The sequence below is a fragment of the Caulobacter sp. GW821-FHT09B11 genome, assembly GCF_059418205.1.
The window spans coordinates 32,488-51,174 of the sequence record NZ_JBWKPK010000019.1 but is presented as its reverse complement, the minus strand read 5'-3'; the positions used below and the strand labels follow the sequence as shown (position 1 = coordinate 51,174).

General features: G+C 68.8%; 20 protein-coding genes. 11 read left to right on the top strand and 9 right to left on the bottom strand.

Going from position 1 to position 18,687, the window contains the following annotated elements; all coding sequences use genetic code 11:
• Positions 1-38: 38 nt before the first annotated feature.
• Positions 39-611, top strand: coding sequence for a 2'-5' RNA ligase family protein (locus AC07N1_RS15295; RefSeq protein WP_494672591.1), 573 nt, complete (start codon positions 39-41; stop codon positions 609-611).
• Positions 612-621: 10 nt separating this feature from the next.
• Here AC07N1_RS15295 and AC07N1_RS15290 read toward each other — a convergent pair whose 3' ends face one another.
• The 3 genes from AC07N1_RS15290 to AC07N1_RS15280 form a co-directional block, all read right to left on the bottom strand.
• Positions 622-816, bottom strand: coding sequence for a hypothetical protein (locus AC07N1_RS15290; protein ID WP_494672590.1), 195 nt, complete (start codon positions 814-816; stop codon positions 622-624).
• Positions 817-902: 86 nt separating this feature from the next.
• Positions 903-1,295, bottom strand: coding sequence for a YbaN family protein (locus tag AC07N1_RS15285; RefSeq protein ID WP_494672589.1), 393 nt, complete (start codon positions 1,293-1,295; stop codon positions 903-905).
• 25 nt (positions 1,296-1,320) lie between these two features.
• Positions 1,321-1,923 (bottom strand): biliverdin-producing heme oxygenase, encoded by a 603-nt coding sequence (locus tag AC07N1_RS15280; RefSeq protein ID WP_494672588.1) that lies wholly within the window; start codon positions 1,921-1,923, stop codon positions 1,321-1,323.
• A 127-nt stretch (positions 1,924-2,050) separates the two neighbouring features.
• Here AC07N1_RS15280 and AC07N1_RS15275 point away from each other — a divergent pair, with 127 nt between their 5' ends.
• The 9 genes from AC07N1_RS15275 to der all read left to right on the top strand — a co-directional run bounded on the left by AC07N1_RS15275 (position 2,051) and on the right by der (position 10,008).
• Positions 2,051-2,398 carry an ArsC family reductase gene (locus tag AC07N1_RS15275; RefSeq protein WP_494672587.1) on the top strand — a complete coding sequence of 116 codons (348 nt, stop codon included), beginning with the start codon at positions 2,051-2,053 and terminating at the stop codon, positions 2,396-2,398.
• A 138-nt stretch (positions 2,399-2,536) separates the two neighbouring features.
• Positions 2,537-3,208 carry an HAD hydrolase-like protein gene (locus tag AC07N1_RS15270; protein WP_494672586.1) on the top strand — a complete coding sequence of 224 codons (672 nt, stop codon included), beginning with the start codon at positions 2,537-2,539 and terminating at the stop codon, positions 3,206-3,208.
• 118 nt (positions 3,209-3,326) lie between these two features.
• A complete protein-coding gene (locus AC07N1_RS15265; RefSeq protein ID WP_494672585.1) occupies positions 3,327-3,725 on the top strand; it encodes a DUF6249 domain-containing protein in 399 nt (132 codons plus the stop codon).
• Between the two features lie 33 nt (positions 3,726-3,758).
• Positions 3,759-4,331 (top strand): RNA polymerase sigma factor, encoded by a 573-nt coding sequence (locus AC07N1_RS15260; protein ID WP_494672584.1) that lies wholly within the window; start codon positions 3,759-3,761, stop codon positions 4,329-4,331.
• Positions 4,324-4,704, top strand: a complete 381-nt coding sequence (locus tag AC07N1_RS15255) for a hypothetical protein (protein ID WP_494672583.1) — start codon at positions 4,324-4,326, stop codon at positions 4,702-4,704. The genes AC07N1_RS15260 and AC07N1_RS15255 overlap by 8 nt, the downstream gene beginning before the upstream one ends.
• A 55-nt stretch (positions 4,705-4,759) precedes the next feature.
• A complete protein-coding gene (panB, locus tag AC07N1_RS15250; RefSeq protein ID WP_487288739.1) occupies positions 4,760-5,587 on the top strand; it encodes a 3-methyl-2-oxobutanoate hydroxymethyltransferase in 828 nt (275 codons plus the stop codon).
• A 323-nt stretch (positions 5,588-5,910) separates the two neighbouring features.
• Positions 5,911-6,660: a tetratricopeptide repeat protein gene (locus tag AC07N1_RS15245; RefSeq protein WP_494672582.1), complete on the top strand. Its 750-nt coding sequence runs from the start codon at positions 5,911-5,913 to the stop codon at positions 6,658-6,660.
• Between the two features lie 11 nt (positions 6,661-6,671).
• Positions 6,672-8,084: a PQQ-like beta-propeller repeat protein gene (locus AC07N1_RS15240; RefSeq protein WP_494672581.1), complete on the top strand. Its 1,413-nt coding sequence runs from the start codon at positions 6,672-6,674 to the stop codon at positions 8,082-8,084.
• Positions 8,085-8,205: 121 nt separating this feature from the next.
• On the top strand, positions 8,206-10,008 hold the full coding sequence (gene der / locus AC07N1_RS15235) for a ribosome biogenesis GTPase Der (RefSeq protein ID WP_494672580.1): 1,803 nt from the start codon (positions 8,206-8,208) through the stop codon (positions 10,006-10,008).
• 23 nt (positions 10,009-10,031) lie between these two features.
• Here der and AC07N1_RS15230 read toward each other — a convergent pair whose 3' ends face one another.
• The 6 genes from AC07N1_RS15230 to radA all read right to left on the bottom strand — a co-directional run bounded on the left by AC07N1_RS15230 (position 10,032) and on the right by radA (position 17,201).
• The gene (locus AC07N1_RS15230; protein WP_494672579.1) at positions 10,032-11,525 is read right to left on the bottom strand and encodes a methyl-accepting chemotaxis protein; all 1,494 of its coding nucleotides are present in this window, start codon (positions 11,523-11,525) and stop codon (positions 10,032-10,034) included.
• A 272-nt stretch (positions 11,526-11,797) separates the two neighbouring features.
• Positions 11,798-12,547: an SDR family NAD(P)-dependent oxidoreductase gene (locus AC07N1_RS15225; protein ID WP_494672578.1), complete on the bottom strand. Its 750-nt coding sequence runs from the start codon at positions 12,545-12,547 to the stop codon at positions 11,798-11,800.
• Positions 12,548-12,586: 39 nt separating this feature from the next.
• Positions 12,587-13,570 (bottom strand): bile acid:sodium symporter family protein, encoded by a 984-nt coding sequence (locus AC07N1_RS15220; RefSeq protein WP_494672577.1) that lies wholly within the window; start codon positions 13,568-13,570, stop codon positions 12,587-12,589.
• Positions 13,571-13,699: 129 nt separating this feature from the next.
• On the bottom strand, positions 13,700-15,202 hold the full coding sequence (purF, locus tag AC07N1_RS15215; protein ID WP_494672576.1) for an amidophosphoribosyltransferase: 1,503 nt from the start codon (positions 15,200-15,202) through the stop codon (positions 13,700-13,702).
• Positions 15,199-15,822 carry a CvpA family protein gene (locus tag AC07N1_RS15210; protein WP_494672575.1) on the bottom strand — a complete coding sequence of 208 codons (624 nt, stop codon included), beginning with the start codon at positions 15,820-15,822 and terminating at the stop codon, positions 15,199-15,201. Before AC07N1_RS15210 ends, purF begins: the two co-directional genes overlap by 4 nt.
• Positions 15,819-17,201 carry a DNA repair protein RadA gene (gene radA / locus AC07N1_RS15205; protein ID WP_494672574.1) on the bottom strand — a complete coding sequence of 461 codons (1,383 nt, stop codon included), beginning with the start codon at positions 17,199-17,201 and terminating at the stop codon, positions 15,819-15,821. The genes AC07N1_RS15210 and radA overlap by 4 nt, the downstream gene beginning before the upstream one ends.
• Before the next feature lie 246 nt (positions 17,202-17,447).
• Here radA and AC07N1_RS15200 point away from each other — a divergent pair, with 246 nt between their 5' ends.
• Positions 17,448-18,578 (top strand): Yip1 family protein, encoded by a 1,131-nt coding sequence (locus tag AC07N1_RS15200; RefSeq protein WP_494672573.1) that lies wholly within the window; start codon positions 17,448-17,450, stop codon positions 18,576-18,578.
• The last annotated feature ends 109 nt before the right edge of the window (positions 18,579-18,687 follow it).

Sequence of the window (18,687 nt, the reverse complement as noted above, 5' to 3'; positions counted from 1 at the left end):
TCTTTCAACGTCCGGCGATTCCGCTCAAGGAATTGGGCATGTCGCTCTTTCCCGAACTCGACGTCCCGCCGTCCGACCGCCTGTTCTTCGGGATCTTCCCCGAGGCGCCTGTCGCCGAGGCCATCGCCGGCCGGGCCCGCGACCTGAAGGGGCGCCTTGGCCTCTCCGGCGCGCCGCTGACGCCCGATCGCTTCCACGTCACCCTGCACCACATCGGCGACTACGCCGGCCTGCCGCGCGGGATCGTCGCCCAGGCGCTGGAAGCCGGCGCCGCCGTCGCGCCGACGGCCGCGCCGTTCGACGTGACCTTCGACAAGGCCGCCAGCTTCAACAATCGCGGCAACAACCCCTTCGTCCTGCAAGGCGGGGAGGGGCTTTCGAGTCTGCACGCCTTCCAGAAGGCGCTGGGCCTGGCCATGGCCCATGCCGGCCTCGGCAAGCAGGTCGCCAAGCAGTTCAATCCGCACGTGACGCTGCTCTACGACCGCGGCCTGGCGCCCGAGACGGCGGTGGAGCCGGTGTCGTGGCCCGTTTCCGAGTTCGTGCTGATCCACAGCCTGCTGGGCCAGACCCGGCACATCGTGCTCGGGCGCTGGGAACTGACGGGGTAGGGGTGGAGCCTCACCGATCCTGCACGTTCCCCGAATGGCTGGTGTTCTGGCGCAGGTTCCCGTGCCGGCCCTGTTCGGCCAGATTGACATCGGCGTTGCCAGGATCGGGCGACTGCAGGCCTTCGCGGCCGGCGTGGCCCTCGATGTCGGGCTTCTGGCCCTTGAAGGCGCGTTGCTCCGGCGGGATGGGCGGGGCTTTGGACATGGCTTCCTCCGGATGGTTGTGGAGAGAAAACCGCCGGGACGCGCCGCCCGTTCCTAGCGCCAAGCTCCCTTCAGACCATCAGAGGGTCAGGCCGCAGGCGGCTCGGGGCGCGAGACGACGAAGGCCGCGCAGGCGGCCATGATCGCCCCCACCAGCAGGCCCAGCCACGGCTTGGGCCGCGCCGCCAGCAGGAACACCGCCATGCCGCCGGCCATGCCCAAGCACGCGGCGATCTTGGCCTTGCGGGGAATGGCCTTGTTGGCCCGCCAGGCCCGCACCGAGGGGCCGAACTTCGGGTGGTTCAGCAGCCAGGCCTCGAGCCTCGGCGAAGACTTGCCGAAGCAGCCGGCGGCCAGGATCAGGAACACCGTCGTCGGCAGCAGCGGCAGGAACGCCCCGACGATCCCCAGCGCCGTGAAGGCGAAGCCGGCGATCAGATAGCCGATCCGCACCCCGCGCGACGTAGCCGGAACGCTCACGGCTTCAATTTCAGCGGCGGGGGGCTCAGCGGAAGGCGGCGTCGACATAGGCCTGCACCTGCGAAAAGGCGGCTTTCGCCCCGGCTATGGCGCGGGCCTCGCCGGCCGCGTCGAGATCGGCCGCGTCCAGCGCGGCGGTGAACTGGCGCCAGTGGGCGGCGCGGCCATCGGGATGGCCGGCCAGGTGGCGCGCGCCGAAGGCCTCGTCCAGTCCCAGCTTGGCGGCCGCCTTGAACAGGAACGCCGCGCCCAGGTTCGAGCCCTCGGCGACATAGAGCCAGCCCAGGGCCGTCGCCAGATCCGGCGCCTGGTCGGCCGCGAAGGCCGGCCGCGGGAGGTCTTCGAGGGCGGGCAGGCCGAGGTCGGCGCGGTCGGCCTCGATCGCCGCCAGCCGCCGGCGGCCTTCCAGGTCCGGCAGGCGCTGGGCCAGTTCGGGCCGCTGGTAGAGGCCGTCGATGTCGCGATGGAAGCGCTGCTGCACCTCGAGGAAGCGGCCATAACGCTCGCGATCCTCGAACGGCCGGCCGGCCATGATGCTCTTGTCCAGCCCTTCGTGGGTCTGGGAGGTTCCAGCCTTGAGGCGCTTGGCGAGAGTTTCGGCGTTGGCGAGATCGGTCATGGCGTTCATGGAGTGAATGTCGCCCCCTCGCGATTGAGACGCAACTGCTCTAGGTCAATTCCGACCGCGCTCCGGACGAAAATGCTAATCCGTCGAGGAGAGCCCGACTCGCGGGCGAAGTTCTGGAGCGCGTCCGGTGACGGTGACGATCTACGGCATCAAGGCCTGCGACACGATGAAGAAGGCCCGCACCTGGCTCGACGAGCGCGGCGTTCCTTACGCCTTCCACGACTACAAGGTCGCCGGGATCGACCGCGCCTCGGTCGAAGGATGGGTGGCGCAGCTGGGCTGGGAGACGGTGCTGAACCGCGCCGGCACGACCTTCCGCAAGCTGCCGGACGCCGACAAGACCGGCATCGACGCGGCCAAGGCGGTCGATCTGATGCTGGCCCAGCCGTCGATGATCAAGCGGCCGATCCTCGATGTCGACGGCAAGCTGCTGGCCGGCTTCAAGCCCGATCTCTACGCCGCCGTTCTCGCCTGAAGCGCGAAACAGGGCTTGCACGAATTACGCGAGTTGGCGAACTTTCGGGCGACAACCGCGGCCAACAGCGGCTAAGTCTTTGGGAAACGGCCGGACTCTGTGACCAGAGAATGGCGGCGACAGGATGATTGAGTGGGCGTGACTTCGGGGCTTCCTTACGATCTGGCGATCTTCGATTTCGACGGCACGCTGGCCGACAGCGGCGCCGTGGTGCTGAAGCTCGTCAATCCGATGGCCAGGATGTACGGCTTCAAGAGCGTCACCGACGAGGAAGTCGAGATGCTCCGTGGCCGTCCCAATCGCGAGATCATCAAGTACCTGGGCGTCTCGGCCTGGAAGATTCCGATCATCGCCGCCCACGGCAAGAAGCTGATGGCCGCCGAGATCGGCTCGATAGGACTGTTCCCGGGCGTTCCGGACATGCTGCGCGCCCTGTCGGCCGGCGGCGTGCGCCTGGCCGTGGTCAGCTCCAACAGCGAGGCCACGATCCGCACCGTGCTGGGTCCCGACCTCGCCAGGCTGATCGACCACTACGGCTGCGGCGCCTCGCTGTTCGGCAAGGCCAAGAAGTTCCTCAAGGTGATCAAGACCGCCGGCGTGCGGCCCGGCCGGGTGATCTCCATCGGCGACGAGACCCGCGACATCGACGCGGCCAACGCCCTCGGACTGGCGTCCGGCGCCGTCACCTGGGGCTACGCCACCCGCCAGCTGCTGGTCGACCACACCCCGACCGTGCTGCTCGACGCGGTCGAGGACATCGTCTCCAGCCTTGCGCCGCAACGCGTCGCCGCGGCCGTCGCAACGGCCTGATCCGCCTTACGAAAGTTTCATCTCGCCGGGCGCCTCCAAACGGCGCCGCCAAAGCCTCTTCCCTGTACGAGACGAAAGCGACAGGCTCTCGTCGAAAACATTCCGAGGGGAACGAGTCATGGAACTTGGCATCCTGATACCGCTGGCGCCGTTCATCATGGTCGTCTGCGTCGTCTGCATCCCGCTGTGGCTGAAGAGCCGCGAACGGCGGGAGATGCAGGCCACCGTCCGGGCCGCCATCGAGAAGGGCCAGGCGCTGCCGCCCGAGCTGATCGAGGCGATGAGCAAGGAAGTCAAAGCGCCTAAGGAATCCTCGGCCCTGCGCGACATGCGCGTGGGCGTGATCCTGATCGCCGTCGGCGCGGGCATCGCGGTGCTGGGCTGGATGATCGGCCTGCACGAGGGTGAGATGATCCACCCGATCCTCGGCGTCGCCGCCATCCCGGCCTTGATCGGCGTCGCCTATGTGATCCTGAGCTTCTTCAACCCCAACAAGGGCGCGCGGTCTCTGGACTGAGGTCGTCCGTCGGGGAAGAGGGGACTTGTCATCATGGGTGTTCAACGCCCGCCAACCACCGGTCACGACGTCGAGCTGGCGGCCCTCGCCGCCACCGGCGACCGCGCGGCCTACGGGGAGCTCGTGCGCAGGCACGGCTCCGCCGTACGGGGGCTGCTGCGTCGCCTCGGCGCCGATCCGGCCACGGCCGACGACGTCGCCCAGGACGCCTTCCTGGTCGGCTTCGAGCAGATCGCCGAATATCGCGGCGAGGGGGCTTTCGGCGGCTGGATCAAGAAGACCGCCGCGCGGCTCTACCTGCGCAAGGTCAAGCGCGACTCGCGCCTGATCTTCTCGGACGAGGCGCCGGAAGACCCTTCGGCCGCGACCAGCGCCTCGCCGGGCGACCGGCTCGACCTGGACGAGGCCCTCAAGGGCCTGTCGCGCGGCGAGCAGCTGTGCGTCTCGCTGTGCTACGGCGCCGACTGGTCGCACGCCGAGGCGGCCGAGGCCTTGAACATCCCGATCGGGACGGTCAAATCCCATGTCAAACGTGGTCTCGATAAGCTCCGGGCCAGACTGGCCCCGTCACCGGACTCATCTGCGCGGAGGGAAGGTCATGGTTGATCGTGACTTCGACGCCCAGCTTTCGCGGCTGTTCGCGGCCCCGCCGGCCTTTTCCGACGCCGAAGCCTTCCAGGCCCGGGTCGAACGGCGGCTCGATCGCGGCTGGGCCTTGCGTCGCGTGCTGATCGGCGCGGCCGGCGCCGTGGCGGGCGTGGTGGCGGTCGGCCAGCTGATCACCAGCCGCTTCGCTTCCGACCTGCAGCACGCCTCCCAGCAGGGCGTGACCAGCATGGACATGGGCGTCGACAAGCTGATGTCCCGGGTAGACCAGTTCGTCGCCACCCCGGCCAGCGTCGAAACCCTGTGGCTTGGCGCGGCGCTTGCGGCTATCGCTCTGGCCTTCGCCGTCACCCGACTGGTCGAAGAGTTCTAATTCCGGAGGGCGGCCCCCGTCGCGCTCCGGTCATCGAAGAGAGCCGGAGCGAGTCTTGTCCGCCCATCGCCAGGAGACGGTCCGCCGTCTCGCCGCCCCCGACATCGCCGCCCGCAAGGGCGGCGTTCCGATTGTCTGCCTCACCGCCTACACCGCCCCGGTGGCGGCCGCCCTCGACGACGCCTGCGATGTGCTGCTGGTCGGCGATTCGCTGGGCATGGTCGTCCACGGCCTGCCCAACACGGTCGGCGTGACCATGGAGATGATGATCCTGCACGGCCAGGCGGTCATGCGCGGCTCCCGCAAGGCCATGGTCGTCGTCGACATGCCCTTCGGCTCCTACGAGGGCGCGCCGGAAGAGGCCTACGCCAACGCCGTGCGCATCATGAAGGAGACCGGGGCCCAGGCCGTGAAGGTCGAGAGCGGCCCCACCGTGCCCCAGACCATCCGCTACCTCGTCGATCGTGGCGTGCCGGTGATGGGCCATGTGGGCCTGCGCCCGCAGGCGGTGCTCGTGGACGGCGGCTTCAAGGCCAAGGGCCGCGACGAGGAAGGCCGCCAGAAGATCCTGGCCGAGGCCCGCGCCACCGCCGAGGCCGGCGCCTTCGCCGTGGTGGTCGAGGGCGTGGCCGAGGCCCTGGCCCGCGAGATCACCGAGACGATCGCCCCGCCGACCATCGGCATCGGCGCCTCTGCCGGCTGCGACGGCCAGGTGCTGGTCAGCGACGACATGCTGGGCCTGTTCGACTGGACGCCCAAGTTCGTGCGCCGCTACGCCGACCTGAAGGGCCAGATCGAAAAGGCCGCCGCCGACTACGCCCGCGACGTCAAGGACCGCAGCTTCCCCGGCGCGGCCGAGACCTACTACGCCAAGAAGGACTGACCTCATTCTCCCTCTCCCCTTGCGGGAGAGGGTGGCCTCCGAAGGAGGTCGGGTGAGGGGTCTCTCAAAACCATCCGCCACGAAGCTGGATGAAGCCTCGCACGTTTGAGAAACCCCTCATCCGCCGGCTTCGCCGCCACCTTCTCCCGCAAGGGGAGAAGGACCCTGATCCCGCCGTTGCGGCGGCGGCGGACACGCTATAGGTTCGCCGCCTGCGTCGCGGCCAGGGGCCGTGGCGACTTGATGTTCAACCTTGCGTCGTCCGGATCTCGTCCGGTCCTCGACGCCCCGGCGCTTCCCGCGCCCGTATCGGAGCCTCGTTCGTGGTCGATGTGTTTGACGAGGTCGAAGAGCAGCTTCGCTCCGACCGCTACAAGACCTTCGCGCTGAAGTCGCTGCCCCTGCTGGGCGCGGTCGCGGCGGTCGCGGTCCTGGGCGTCGGCGGCTGGTGGGGCTGGACGGCGTACGAGACCAACCGCGCCAACAAGGCGTCGGAAGCCGTCCAGGCCACCCTCGAAGCCTACGAGAAGGACGGCCCGGCCAAGGCCTTCGGCCAGTTCGAGAAGCTGTCCAAGGAAGGCAACGCCGGCTACCGCGCCCTGGCCCTGATGCAGATGGGCGGCATCCGCCTGGACGAGCGCAAGACCGCCGAAGCTGTCGGTTATTTCGACGAAGCGGCCAAGATTGCTCCCGATCCTGTCATGGGTGACATAGCTCGCCTCAAATCCGCCTTCGCGCTCATGGACACGGCTCCCTATCAGGAGATCGAGTCGAGGCTGACCCCGTTGACCGGCGAGAAGAGCCCTTACCGCGTGCAAGCCAAGGAGGCCTTGGCCTTCGCGAAGCTGCAGGCGGGCAAGACGGCCGACGCTCGCGGCGACTTCGTCGTGCTGTCGCTGCTGTCGGACGCGTCCGACGACACGCGCCAGCGGGCCCAGGCCGCCATCCAGATGATCGACTCCGGCTCGGCCAAGTCGCTGCCGGCCGCCGTCAAGGCCGCCGTCGCTCTGCCGCCGCCGATCCAACTCGCGCCCGGCCAGCTGCCGCCGGGCCTGCAACCCCAAGCTCGATGAGCCGCCGACCCATGACTTTGAAGCGCTCCCTGCTGCTCGCCGCGATGATGTCGGCCGCAGTGTCGGTGACCGGTTGCTCGACGGTTTCGAAACTCAATCCGTTCGGCAAGGACGAGAAGAACAAGGCCCAGGCCACGCAAGGCCAGCGGATCTCGGTCATCGCCTTCGACCAGAAGGTCGAGGCCGCCGACGGTCTGAAGGGCGTCGATTTCTTCCTGCCGGAAGCCAAGCCCCAGGCCGACTGGCGCCTGCCGGGCGGCTCGCCCGAGCAGTCGGTCGAGCACGTCGCCGCCGGCAAGGACTTCGAGATCGCCTGGCGCAAGGGCTTCGGCCAAAAGGCCAACCGCACCTTCCACATCACCGCGACCCCGGTCTCGGCCGACGGCAAGATCTTCGTCATGGACGGCGAGGCCAAGGTCTCGGCGATCGACGCGACCACCGGCGAGACCCTGTGGCGCAAGGACCTGCGTCCGGCCGCCCAGCCTGGCAAGCGCGGCTTCCTCGGCATCGGCCGCGACAAGGGCGACACCGAGGGCTTCGGCGGCGGCGTCGCCTATGCCGACGGCAAGCTCTACGTCTCGTCGGGCTTCCGCTTCGTGGCCCAGATCGATGCGGCCACCGGCAAGGAAAACTGGCGCCAGGCGACCAGCACCCCGGTCCACGCCGCCCCGACCGTGGCCGACGGCCGCGTCTTCGTGGTCTCGACCGACAACGAACTGCTTACCTTCTCGGCCGCCGACGGCGCGCCGGGCTGGACCTACCAGGCCCTGATCGAGCCGGCCCGCATCCTGGCCGCCTCCAGCCCAGCGATCAGCGGCGACACCGTCGTCGCCGGCTTCGCTTCGGGCGAACTGGTGGCCCTGCGCGCCGGCAACGGCAACGACCTGTGGAGCGAGGCGCTCAGCCGCGCCAGCCGCACCAACGCCCTGTCGGAAATCCGCGACATCGCCGGCCGCCCGGTGATCTACAAGGGCGACGTCTACGCCGTCAGCCACTCGGGCGTCTTCGCCGCCACCGACCTGCGCACGGGCCAGCCGCGCTGGAGCCTGCCGGTCACCGCGATCACCACGCCCTGGCCCGCCGGCGACGTGGTCTACGTGGTCGACAAGGCCGGCCAGGTGATCTGCGTCTCGCGCGACGGCGGCCAGGTCCACTGGATCCGCGACCTCAACGAGACCGACAAGCTCTCCAAGAAGCAGAAGAAGAAGCTGGCCAAGCACCCGCGCATCTGGTCCAGCCCGATCCTGGCTTCGGGCCGCCTGATCACGGTGTCGAGCTACGGCGAGGCCGTGGCCCTGAACGCCAAGACCGGCGCCACCGAGAAGACGCTGAAGATCGGTTCTTCGGTCCTGCTGTCGCCGATCGCCGTCGGCGACAAGGTCTATCTGGTGACCGACGAAGCCCAGCTGATCGCGATCCGCTGATACTTTCCGGGCTCCCTTCGGGGCTCGGCGCAACAGAAACCGTCCCGGGCCCGGGCTGGCGGAAACGCCGGCCCGGGCTTGTTGCTTTGCCGGGACAAGAAAAATCGACTACTGACCGCCTATGCCTTTGAAACTCGCCATCGTCGGCCGCCCCAATGTGGGCAAGTCCACGCTGTTCAACCGTCTGGCCGGCAGGAAGCTGGCCCTGGTCGACGACCAGCCGGGGGTCACGCGTGACCGCCGCTTCGCGCACGGCCGCCTCGGCGACCTCGATCTGGAGCTGATCGACACCGCCGGCTTCGAGGACGTCACCGACGAGAGCCTGGAAGCGCGCATGCGCGCCCAGACCGAACTCGCCATCGACGAAGCCGACGTCGCCCTGTTCGTGTTCGACGCCCGCGAGGGCCTGACGCCGCTCGACAAGATCTTCGCCGAGATGCTGCGCCGCCGGAACAAGCCGGTGGTGGTCGCCGCCAACAAGTCGGAAGGCAAGCAGGCCGAGGCCGGCGCCGCCGAAGCCCACCGCCTGGGCCTGGGCGAGCCGATCCCGATCAGCGGCGAGCACGGCGAAGGCATGGCCGACCTCTATGCGGCGCTGCTGGCGGTGACGCCCGACGAGCTGCAGGAAGAGTTCGAGGACTACGACGACGACACCAAGCCGATCAAGATCGCCATCATCGGCCGTCCGAACGCCGGCAAGTCGACCCTGGTCAACCGCCTGATCGGCGAGCAGCGCCTGCTGACCGGCCCCGAGGCCGGCATCACCCGCGATTCGATCTCGGTCGACTGGACCTGGGACGGCCGCAAGATCCGCCTCGTCGACACCGCCGGCCTGCGCAAGAAAGCCAAGGTCAACGAGAAGCTCGAGAAGCTCTCTACCCAGGACACCATCCGCTCGCTGACCTTCGCCGAGGTCGTGCTGCTGGTGATGGACGCCACCCACCCGTTCGAGACCCAGGACCTGCAGATCGCCGACCTGGCCGAGCGGGAAGGGCGCTGCGTCGTCTTCGTGCTGGCCAAGTGGGACCTGATCGAGGACCCGGGCCAGATCCTGAAGGAATTCAACGAGCACGCCGAGCGCATGCTGCCCCAGCTGCGCGGTGCGCCGGTGGTGGCTTTGTCGGGCGAGACCGGCCGCGGCGTCGAGCGCCTGATGCCGGCCGTGATCAAGACGCACCGCGACTGGTCGACCAAGGTCAAGACCCGCGACCTGAACGACTGGCTGCAGCTGGCCATGCAGCGCCACCCGCCGCCCTCCGTGGGCGGAAAGCGCGTGAAGCCGAAATACATGGCTCAGACCAAGGCTCGCCCGCCGACCTTCGTGCTTTTCTCCAGCCGCGCCGACCAGATGCCCGAGCACTACCGGCGCTATCTGGTGAACAGCCTGCGGGAGAGCTTCGACCTGCCGGGCGTGCCGCTGCGCATCACCATCAAGTCGGGCGCCAACCCCTATGCCGAACCCGAGCAGGGGCATGTGGTCCGTGGGAAGCGGGCCTTCGAGAAGAAGGAAGCCGAGAAGGCGCGCCTGAAGGCCTCGCGCAACACGGTCAAGAAGTCGGCCCAGAGGGCGGCGATCCTGGCCGAAGCCCAGGCCGACGCCAACAAGGCGGACGCTAGCAAGACCGAGGCGAGCACGGCTGACGCGAGCAAGGCGGTCGTCGCCAAGGCCGCCTCCCGTAAGGCGACCGCCGCCAAGGCCGATACCGGCAAGAGCGATGCGCCCAAGGCTGATCCCGGCAAGGCCGCGGTCAAGTCGGTGAAGCCGCAGGGTCCCAAGGCCCAGAAGAAGGTTTCGACCACCCCGAGCTACAAGGTCGGGGCCAAGTCGGCCGGCGGCAAGGCCGGCGGTCCGCGTCGTCCGGTGGCCGGTTCGCGCGTCGTGCGCGGCAACAAGACCCCCGGCGGCAAGCCCAAGGGCCGCTAGCCGTCAGCCGGACGGGAAGAGGCTTAGAACTCTTCCCAGTCCTGGCCCACGGCCACGCCCGGTCGGAACGACTGGGCGATACGCTCCTGCACGGCGGCCACGGGGCTGCGGGTCGCCGAGGCGCGGGCCGCGGCGGGCGGCGCGACCTTGGCGATCTCGGTCCCGGTGTGGAACCGCGAGACCAGCTCTGCCAGCGACGAGGCCTCGTTGCGCAGGCATGCGGCCGCCGCGGTGGCTTCCTCCACCATGGCCGCGTTGCGCTGGGTCACCTGGTCCATCTGGTTGATGGCGGTGTTGACCTGGTTGAGGCCCGTGGCCTGCTCGTGCGCCGACTGGGCGATCTCGGAGATCAGGGTGTCGATCTCGGCGATGCGGCCGACGATGCCGTTCAGCGACTGGCCGGTGTCGACCACCAGCTTGGCGCCGCGGTCGACCTGGGCGCTGCTGTTGGCGATCAGGGTCTTGATCTCCTTGGCCGCCTCGGCCGAGCGCTGGGCCAGGGCCCGCACTTCCTGGGCGACGACGGCGAAGCCGCGGCCCGCCTCGCCGGCCCGGGCCGCCTCGACCCCGGCGTTGAGGGCCAGGAGGTTGGTCTGGAAGGCGATCTCGTCGATCACCCCGATGATCTGGCCGATCTTGCCCGAGCTCTGCTCGATCTCGCCCATGGCCTCGATGGCGTCGCGCATGATCTCGCCCGAGCGGGTGACCTCCTGGCGCGTGGTCGAGGCGGCGGTCGAGGCCGAGCGGGCGCCCTCGGCGCTGCGGCGCACGGTGGCGGTGATCTCGTCCAGGGCCGCGGCGGTCTCTTCCAGGGCGGCGGCCTGTTGCTCGGTGCGCTTGGAGAGGTCTTCCGACGCCCCGGTGATCTCGTTGGAGCCGTTGTGCACGCCGTTTGTCGACGAGCCGATCTGGTTCATGGCGTCGCGCAGGGCGGAGAGGGCGGCGTTGTAGTCGCTCTTGATCGAGGCGAAGCGGCCGTCGAAGGCGGCGGTGATGTCGGCGGTGAGGTCGCCGGCGGCCAGGCGCTTGAGGTTGTCGGCCAGGGTCAGCACCACGGCGCCTTGCTCGGCCTCGGTCTTGCGCAGCGTCTCGTTGGCCAGCCGCTCATGCTCGGCCTGGGTGATGTCGGTGCAGAACTTGATGACCTTGCAGGGCTTGCCGTCCGCGTCGAACACGGGGTTGTAGGCGCCCTGGATCCAGATCTCGACGCCGCCCTTGCCCTGGCGCTGGAACTTGCCGGCGAAGAACTCGCCGCGGCCCAGGTTCAGCCAGAACTGCTTGTATTCGTCGCTGCGGGCGAAGTCGGGATCGGCGAACATGCTGTGGTGTCGCCCGCGGATCTCGTCCAGCGAATAGCCCACCGTCTTCAGGAAGTTGGTGTTGGCCGTCAGGATCGTGCCGTCGAGCTCGAACTCGATGACCGCCTGCGAGCGGTGGATCGCCGCGACGGTGGCCTCGAGCTCGGCGAGGCGCTGGTCGGCCGTATCGCGACCGCGCTTGAACGACAGGAAAGACATCGGATCCGAGCTCCGCCGGAAGGCTAGCGGCGGGGTTCGCCACGACCCAAAGGTGAGCTTCGATCCGTTATCCCACGCTTAACAACGTTCTTCGAAATCTTGCATCAGGTGCGTCGGATTGACGCGAGCAACAATTTCAACGCCTTAAGTCCCATTGTCGACACAGGCGCTTATTGCAGATCGTAGACGATCCGGCGATATCCGCGAATTCCGATATCCTGATTTTACTTGGAATACGTAATCTGCACCTACGATTGCTTCGCGACGGCTGTTCAGCCGAGGCTAGCCGCTTCCTGGCCGCGTTCCTTGAAGCGAACGACGCCCCGCGGCGGCTCGCGCTCAGGGCGAGCCAGGTCGACGACGAAGGGGGCGATCTCGGCCGGGTCCTGCACGGTGGCCTGGTCCTCGCCCGGGAAGGCGAGCGCCCGCATCTTGGTGCGCATGGCGCCCGGGTCGATGCAGAAGGCCCGCACGGCGGTGTTCTCCATCTCGTCGGCATAGCAGTCGACGATGGCCTCCAGCCCGGCCTTGGAGGCGGCGTAGGCGCCCCAGAAGGCCCGGTGGCTCTTGGCGACGCTGCTGGTCAGGAAGATGGCCCGACCGGCGTCCGAGGCGCGCAGCAGCGGGTCCATGGCCCGGATCAGTCGCCAGTTGGCCGTCAGGTTGGTCGACAGGATCATGTCCCAGCCCTTGGGGTCCAGGTGTCCCACCGGCGTCAGGGCGCCCAGCACGCCGGCCGCGCCGACCAGGATGTCCAGCTTTCCGAAGCGCTGGTGCAGGGCCGCGCCCAGGTGGTCCAGGCCGTCGGCCTCGCGCAGGTCAAGCGGCACGAGGGTGGCGTGCTCGCCGGTGGCGGCGAAGATCGCGTCGTCCAGGGCCTCCAGCGCGCCCTGGGTGCGCCCCAGGGCCACGACGTGGGCGCCGGCCTGCGCCAGGCCCAGCGCGATGGCGCGGCCAATGCCGCGCGTGGCGCCGGTGACGAGGGCGATGCGGCCGGCCAGCAGCGTGTCGGTGGTGGTCATGAACGTTTCCTGCGCCTCTGACGGGCGATATTGAAGGTCTCAGGCCTCGTCGGCGGGCCGCGCGCCGTAGCGCTGCGCCAGCACCGAACAGGCCATCAGCTGGATCTGGTGGAAGATCATCAGCGGCAGCACCAGCACCCCGGCCGTCGCGCCGGGGAACAGGATGCCGGCCATCGGCACGCCGGTGGCCAGGCTCTTCTTGGAACCGCAGAACACGATCGCCACCTCGTCGGCCTTGGAGAAGCCCAGAGCCCGGGCGCCGAACATGGTGGCCAGCATGACGATGGTCAGCAGCACGCCGCAGACCAGCAGCAGCACGATCAGCTCCAGCGGCGAAACCTTATGCCAGAGGCCCTCGACCACGGCGGCGCTGAAGGCCGAATAGACCACCAGCAGGATCGAGCCGCGATCGACGCGGCCGACCAGGGTCTTGTGCTTCTCGATCCACTTGCCGACCACCGGCCGGGCCAGCTGACCGGCCACGAACGGCAGCAGCAACTGGATGACGATCGACTGGATCGACTCCCAGCCGCCGACGTCGCCGTGGGCGTTCATCAGCAGGCCCACCAGCACCGGCGTCAGGAAGATCCCGAACAGGTTCGACGCGGAGGCCGCGCAGACGGCGGCGGCGACGTTGCCGCGCCCGATCGAGGTGAAGGCGATCGACGACTGCACGGTGGACGGCAGGCAGGCCAGGAACACCATCCCCGCGGCCATGGTCGGCGACAGCACGCCGGCCTTGCTGATGGCGAGACCCAGGACAGGGAACAGCAGGAAGGTGAAGGCCAGGATCGTCAGGTGCAGCCGCCAGTGGGTGATCCCGGCGACCACGGCCTCGCGCGACAGCTTGGCGCCGTGCAGGAAGAACAGCAGGGCGATGGCGATCTTCACCACCCAGCCGGTGATCTCGGCCGCCTGACCCCGCACCGGCAGGAAGGAGGCCAGCACCACCATGCCGAACAGCGCGATGATGTAGGCGTCGATCTTCAGCTTGGAGAGGACGGCGGAGACGGGATTGGCCAAGGGGCGACTCTCACAGGGGACGTCGCCCGGTCTCTCCGGACGATCCGAGCGGCCGAACCAGACAGGCCGTATAGCGGGTTAGCGCAGCTTGGGTCCCTCGAACAAGTCGAAGGACCCGAAAGGCTGGCCTCAGGCGCTGACCAGCAGCGACAGCTGCTTTTCGGCCTGGTCGTTGCGGCCCTCGGCGATCTCGCGATCGGTCAGGCGCGTGGGGTAGTCGCCGGTGAAGTAGTGGTCGGTGAACTGCGGGGCGGCCGGATCGCGCGGGGCGCAGTCCAGGGCCTCGTACAGGCCTTCGACCGACAGGAAGCCGAGCGAGTCCACTTCCAGGAACTTGGCCATCTCTTCCAGCGACTTGGTGGCCGCCAGCAGCTGTTCGCGCTCGGGCATGTCGATGCCGTAGAAGTCGGGCCACTTGATCGGCGGGCTGGCCGAGCGCAGGTGAACTTCCTTGGCGCCGGCCTCGCGAACCATGCGGACGATTTTCAGCGAGGTGGTGCCGCGTACGATCGAGTCGTCGATCAGGATGACACGCTTGCCTTCGAGCACGGCGCGGTTGGGGCTGTGCTTCATGCGCACGCCCAGTTCGCGAACGCCTTGCGTCGGCTGGATGAAGGTGCGGCCCACATAGTGGTTGCGGATGATGCCCAGGTCGAAGGGCAGGCCGCTCTCGGCGGCGTAGCCGATCGCCGCCGGCACGCCGCTGTCGGGCACCGGCACCACGACGTCGGCCTCGACGCCGGTCTCGATGGCCAGGCGACGGCCCATGCGCTTGCGCACTTCATAGACCGAGCGGCCGTTCACGACGCTGTCGGGACGGGCGAAGTAGACATATTCGAACACGCAGGGGCGGGCGGCCGGGCCGGCGAAGGGGCGCAGGGATTTGACGCCCGTGTCGCTGATCACCACCATCTCGCCGTGCTCGACGTCGCGCACGAAGCGGGCGCCGATCATGTCGAGGGCGCAGGTTTCCGAGGCCAGGACGGGCTTGCCGTCCAGGTCGCCCAGCACCAGCGGGCGGATGCCCAGCGGGTCGCGCACGCCGATCATCTTCTTGTTGGTGATGGCCACCAGGGCGTAGCCGCCTTCGATCTGGCCGATGGCGTCGATGAAGCGGTCGACGATGCGGGCCTTACGCGAACGGGCGATCAGGTGGAGGATCACCTCGCTGTCCGAGGTCGACTGGAAGATCGCGCCTTCCTGCACCAGGCGCTCGCGCAGGGTCAGGAAGTTGGTCAGGTTGCCGTTGTGGGCCAGCGCCAGGCCGCCCGTCTCCAGGTCGGCGAACATCGGCTGGACGTTGCGGATGAAGCTGCCGCCGGCGGTGGAATAGCGGGTGTGGCCGATGGCCATGTGGCCCGGCAGGCGCTGGACGAGGTCGGCGCCGGTGAAGGCGTCGCCGACGTGGCCCATGTGGCGCTCGGTGTGGAAGCGCTGGCCGTCGAAGGCGGCGATGCCGCAGGCCTCTTGCCCCCGGTGCTGCAGGGCGTGCAGGCCCAGCGCCGCGATGGCCGAGGCGTCCCGCGCGCCGAACACGCCGAACACGCCGCACTCCAGGCGCAGGGTGTCATCCTCGGGATCACGCCAGGGCATGGACGAGAAGCGGTCGGTCGACTGGCCGAAAGACGTCATCGCGATTTCTCCACCAGATCGTCGAGCTTCCGACGCTGGTCCTTATCATAGCCTTCTTCGCCACGTTCGGCGTCGGACGGTTTGTCGCTGGCGCCGTCGCGGACCGCGTCCTCGATGGCAGGGGCCAGCTTGCCGGCAAGTCCGGCGCCCTTGGGGGCGAACACCTTCAGCACCTGGGCGCTGGCGTTGGACAGCGGATAGAAGATCGAGTCCGACACCCAGGCCGGCACGCGGTCGCGCGGCGTGGCCATGTGGAAGACGAGGTTGAAGACGCCCAGCACCACCAGCGCCCGCAGCAGGCCAAAGCCCAGGCCCACCAGGCGATCCAGCAGACCCAGGGCGCCGTCGGCGTGCAGGGTCTTGGTCAGCTGGCCGCCGATGAAGCGCAAGGTCACGAAGGCGACGACGAAAGTGACCAGGATCGCGGCGGCCGTGGCGGCCCAGTCCGGGTCCATCAGCTCGCGGAAGAGGGGGCCGGTCAGGCGCAGGCCCAGCAGGGCGATGACAGCGGCGACGATGAACGATAGCGCCGAGGTCAGCTCGCGCGAGGCGCCGCGAAAGAAGCCCACGGCGCCGGAAACCAGCAGGATCAGTCCGGCGATGATATCGAACGGCGTCACGCGTGCGAACTCCAGATGTCGTTCTCGATTCTACGGACCGCGTCGGCCAGCCGCGCCGCGCCGGCCACCGGCAGGGCGCCGCCGCCTTCGGGCAAACCCGACAGCGGTCCCAGCGCACGGCCGAACCCCAGCTTGGCGGCTTCCTTCAAACGCGACTCCATTCGGCTCACGGGCCGGATCTCGCCGGAGAGGCTGACCTCGCCGAACACCACGCAGTCCTGCGGCAGGGCGACATCCATGGCCGAGGAGGCCAGGGCGGCCGCCGCCGCGAGGTCGGCGGCGGGTTCGGTGATCCTCAGCCCGCCGGCGACGTTCAGATAGACGTCCTTGTCGCCAAAACCAAGGCCGCAGCGCGATTCAAGCACGGCGAGCACCATGGCCAGGCGCCCGGAATCCCATCCGACCACGGCGCGTCGAGGCGTTCCGTAGGCGGACGGGGCCACCAGGGCCTGGAATTCGACCAGCACCGGGCGTGAACCCTCGATGCCGGCGAACACCGCGGCGCCCGCCGCGCGCTCGCCGCCTTCGTTGAGGAACAGGGCCGAAGGGTTCTTCACTTCGCGCAGGCCGATGTCTCCCATCTCGAAGACGCCGATCTCGTCGGTGGCCCCGAAACGGTTCTTGGCCCCGCGCAGAATGCGGAACGGATAGCCGCGCTCGCCCTCGAAGCTCAGCACCGCGTCCACCAGGTGCTCGACCACGCGCGGGCCGGCGATCTGGCCGTCCTTGGTCACGTGGCCGACCAGCAGGATCGCCACGCCCTGCTTCTTGGCCAGGCGCACCAGTTCGGTGGCGCAGGCGCGCACCTGGGTCACCGTGCCGGGACCGGCCTCGTGGGCGTCGCTCCACATCGTCTGGATCGAGTCGATGACCACCAGGTCGAACTTGTCGCGCTTCAGGCCGTCGAGGATGTCGCGCAGGCTGCTCTCGGCCGCCAGCTTCACCGGCGCGCCGGCAAGGCCCATGCGGTCGGCGCGGCCGCGGATCTGCTCCACGGCCTCTTCGCCCGAGATGTAGGCGCAGGACACGCCCCGGCTCGAGGCGTTGGCGCAGACCTGCAGCAGCAGGGTCGACTTGCCCACGCCCGGGTCGCCGCCGATCAGGATCGCCGAGCCGGGGACCACCCCGCCGCCGCAGACCCGGTCGAACTCGTCGACGCCGGTCAGGATGCGGGGCGGGGCGGGGGTGTCGCTCTCCAGGCCCGTGAACTGCAGGCCGCGCGTGCGGCTGGCCTTGGTGGCCGACAGGCTGCCGGGCGCGCGGACGCCGACCTCCTCGACGAGGGTGTTCCAGCTCTGGCAGGCGGGGCATTGCCCGGCCCACTTGGTCTGGACCGCCCCGCAGGACTGGCAGGCGTAGACGGCGCCGTCGCGGGCCATGGGGTCTTCCTGATTCTCGAATGGGTGGAGACTACAGGCTGGAGCGTCGCTGCGCCAAAGCCGGACGCAGCGTTATCGCCCCATCCAATGCCCTGCCTGTCGCCGAACCTTGTTCCCGTTTTGCGCGCGTTGCGTATAGATAGACACCGGGGGGCGCAGACTCAGGATCTTTCTGGAGGCGCCTAAATGTCCGTGGTCGAACCCGGAGTTGTTTCGTCCGATCTCGTAGGTCGCGTGAAGCGGCTGTTGCTCTCTCCATCCGCCGAGTGGGAGCGGATCGACCCGGAACCCGCCACCATCAAGGGGCTGTACGTCGGATACGTCTGCATCCTGGCGGCCATTCCGGCGATCGCGGGCCTGGTGGGCAGCCTGGTCTTCGGCAACGGGATCCCCGGCCTGGCCGTCGTCAAGCCCAGTCTGATCCCGGCGATCGTCGGGACGCTGGTCGCCTATGGCCTGTCGCTGCTGTCGGTGTTCCTGCTGGCGCTGATCATCGACGCCCTGGCGCCGTCCTTCGACGGCCAGAAGAGCCGGATCCAGGCCTTCAAGGTCGCCGCCTATTCCAACACCGCCGCCTGGACGGCCGGGATCCTCAGCATCTTTCCGCCGCTGGGCGTCATCGGCGGCCTGCTGGGCCTCTATGGCCTCTACCTGCTCTATACCGGCCTGCCGCGGCTGATGAAGTCGTCCAAGGAAAAGTCGCTTGGCTACACGGCCGTGACGGTGATCTGCGCCATCGCGTTGTTCTTCGCCGTGGCCCTGGTCGCCAGCACGATCGCGGGCGCGGTCGCGCTCGGCAGCTATGCGGCGAGTTCCAAGGTCTCCAGCGACGCCGGCTCGGTGACGATCGGCGGCAACACGGTCGACCTGGGCAAGATGGAGGCCGCCTCCAAGCAGATGGAAGCCGCCGCCGCCTCGGCCGAAGCCGGCAAGGGCAAGCCGCTGACCTCGACCGACGTGCTCAAGGGCTTCCTGCCGGCCTCTTCCGGCGGCTTCGCGCGCACCACGCTCGAGGCCCACTCGGCCGGCGCCGAGGGCGCGGGCATGGCCTCGGCCCGGGGCGACTACGAGAAGGACGGCCGCCGCTTCAGTCTGGCCGTCACCGATCTCGGCGCGCTGGCGGGCCTGACGGCCATGGCCTCGGCCATGAACGCCCAGAGCTCGACCGAGACCGCCACCGGCTACGAGAAGACCAGCACCGCCGGCGGCCGCCTGGTGTCCGAGAAGTGGGACCGCGAGGCCAGGTCGGGCAGCTACAGCGTCGTGATCGGCAACCGCTTCACGATCGAGGCCAATGGCGACGCCGACAGCGTCGATGATCTCAAGAAGGCCGTGGCGTCGGTCGATGCGGGCCGGCTCGAAGGCCTGGCCAAGTAGGACGGATCGGTATCCGGCGATTGCAGTATCCTGAAGTCGGATCTCTGAAAGCCGCCGGAACCCCTCTTGTCGCCTTCCTGGGCCTTGTGCCCAGGATCCATCGCTCCGC

Coding starts and splice junctions, on each gene's coding strand:
- purF (WP_494672576.1), bottom strand. CDS start 15,202: ATGACGTCTTTCGGCCAGTCGACCGACCGCTTCTCGTCCATGCCCTGG.
- AC07N1_RS15230 (WP_494672579.1), bottom strand. CDS start 11,525: ATGTCTTTCCTGTCGTTCAAGCGCGGTCGCGATACGGCCGACCAGCGC.
- AC07N1_RS15290 (WP_494672590.1), bottom strand. CDS start 816: ATGTCCAAAGCCCCGCCCATCCCGCCGGAGCAACGCGCCTTCAAGGGC.
- AC07N1_RS15240 (WP_494672581.1), top strand. CDS start 6,672: ATGACTTTGAAGCGCTCCCTGCTGCTCGCCGCGATGATGTCGGCCGCA.
- AC07N1_RS15225 (WP_494672578.1), bottom strand. CDS start 12,547: ATGACCACCACCGACACGCTGCTGGCCGGCCGCATCGCCCTCGTCACC.
- AC07N1_RS15260 (WP_494672584.1), top strand. CDS start 3,759: ATGGGTGTTCAACGCCCGCCAACCACCGGTCACGACGTCGAGCTGGCG.
- AC07N1_RS15280 (WP_494672588.1), bottom strand. CDS start 1,923: ATGAACGCCATGACCGATCTCGCCAACGCCGAAACTCTCGCCAAGCGC.
- AC07N1_RS15255 (WP_494672583.1), top strand. CDS start 4,324: ATGGTTGATCGTGACTTCGACGCCCAGCTTTCGCGGCTGTTCGCGGCC.
- der (WP_494672580.1), top strand. CDS start 8,206: ATGCCTTTGAAACTCGCCATCGTCGGCCGCCCCAATGTGGGCAAGTCC.
- radA (WP_494672574.1), bottom strand. CDS start 17,201: ATGGCCCGCGACGGCGCCGTCTACGCCTGCCAGTCCTGCGGGGCGGTC.
- AC07N1_RS15295 (WP_494672591.1), top strand. CDS start 39: ATGTCGCTCTTTCCCGAACTCGACGTCCCGCCGTCCGACCGCCTGTTC.
- AC07N1_RS15265 (WP_494672585.1), top strand. CDS start 3,327: ATGGAACTTGGCATCCTGATACCGCTGGCGCCGTTCATCATGGTCGTC.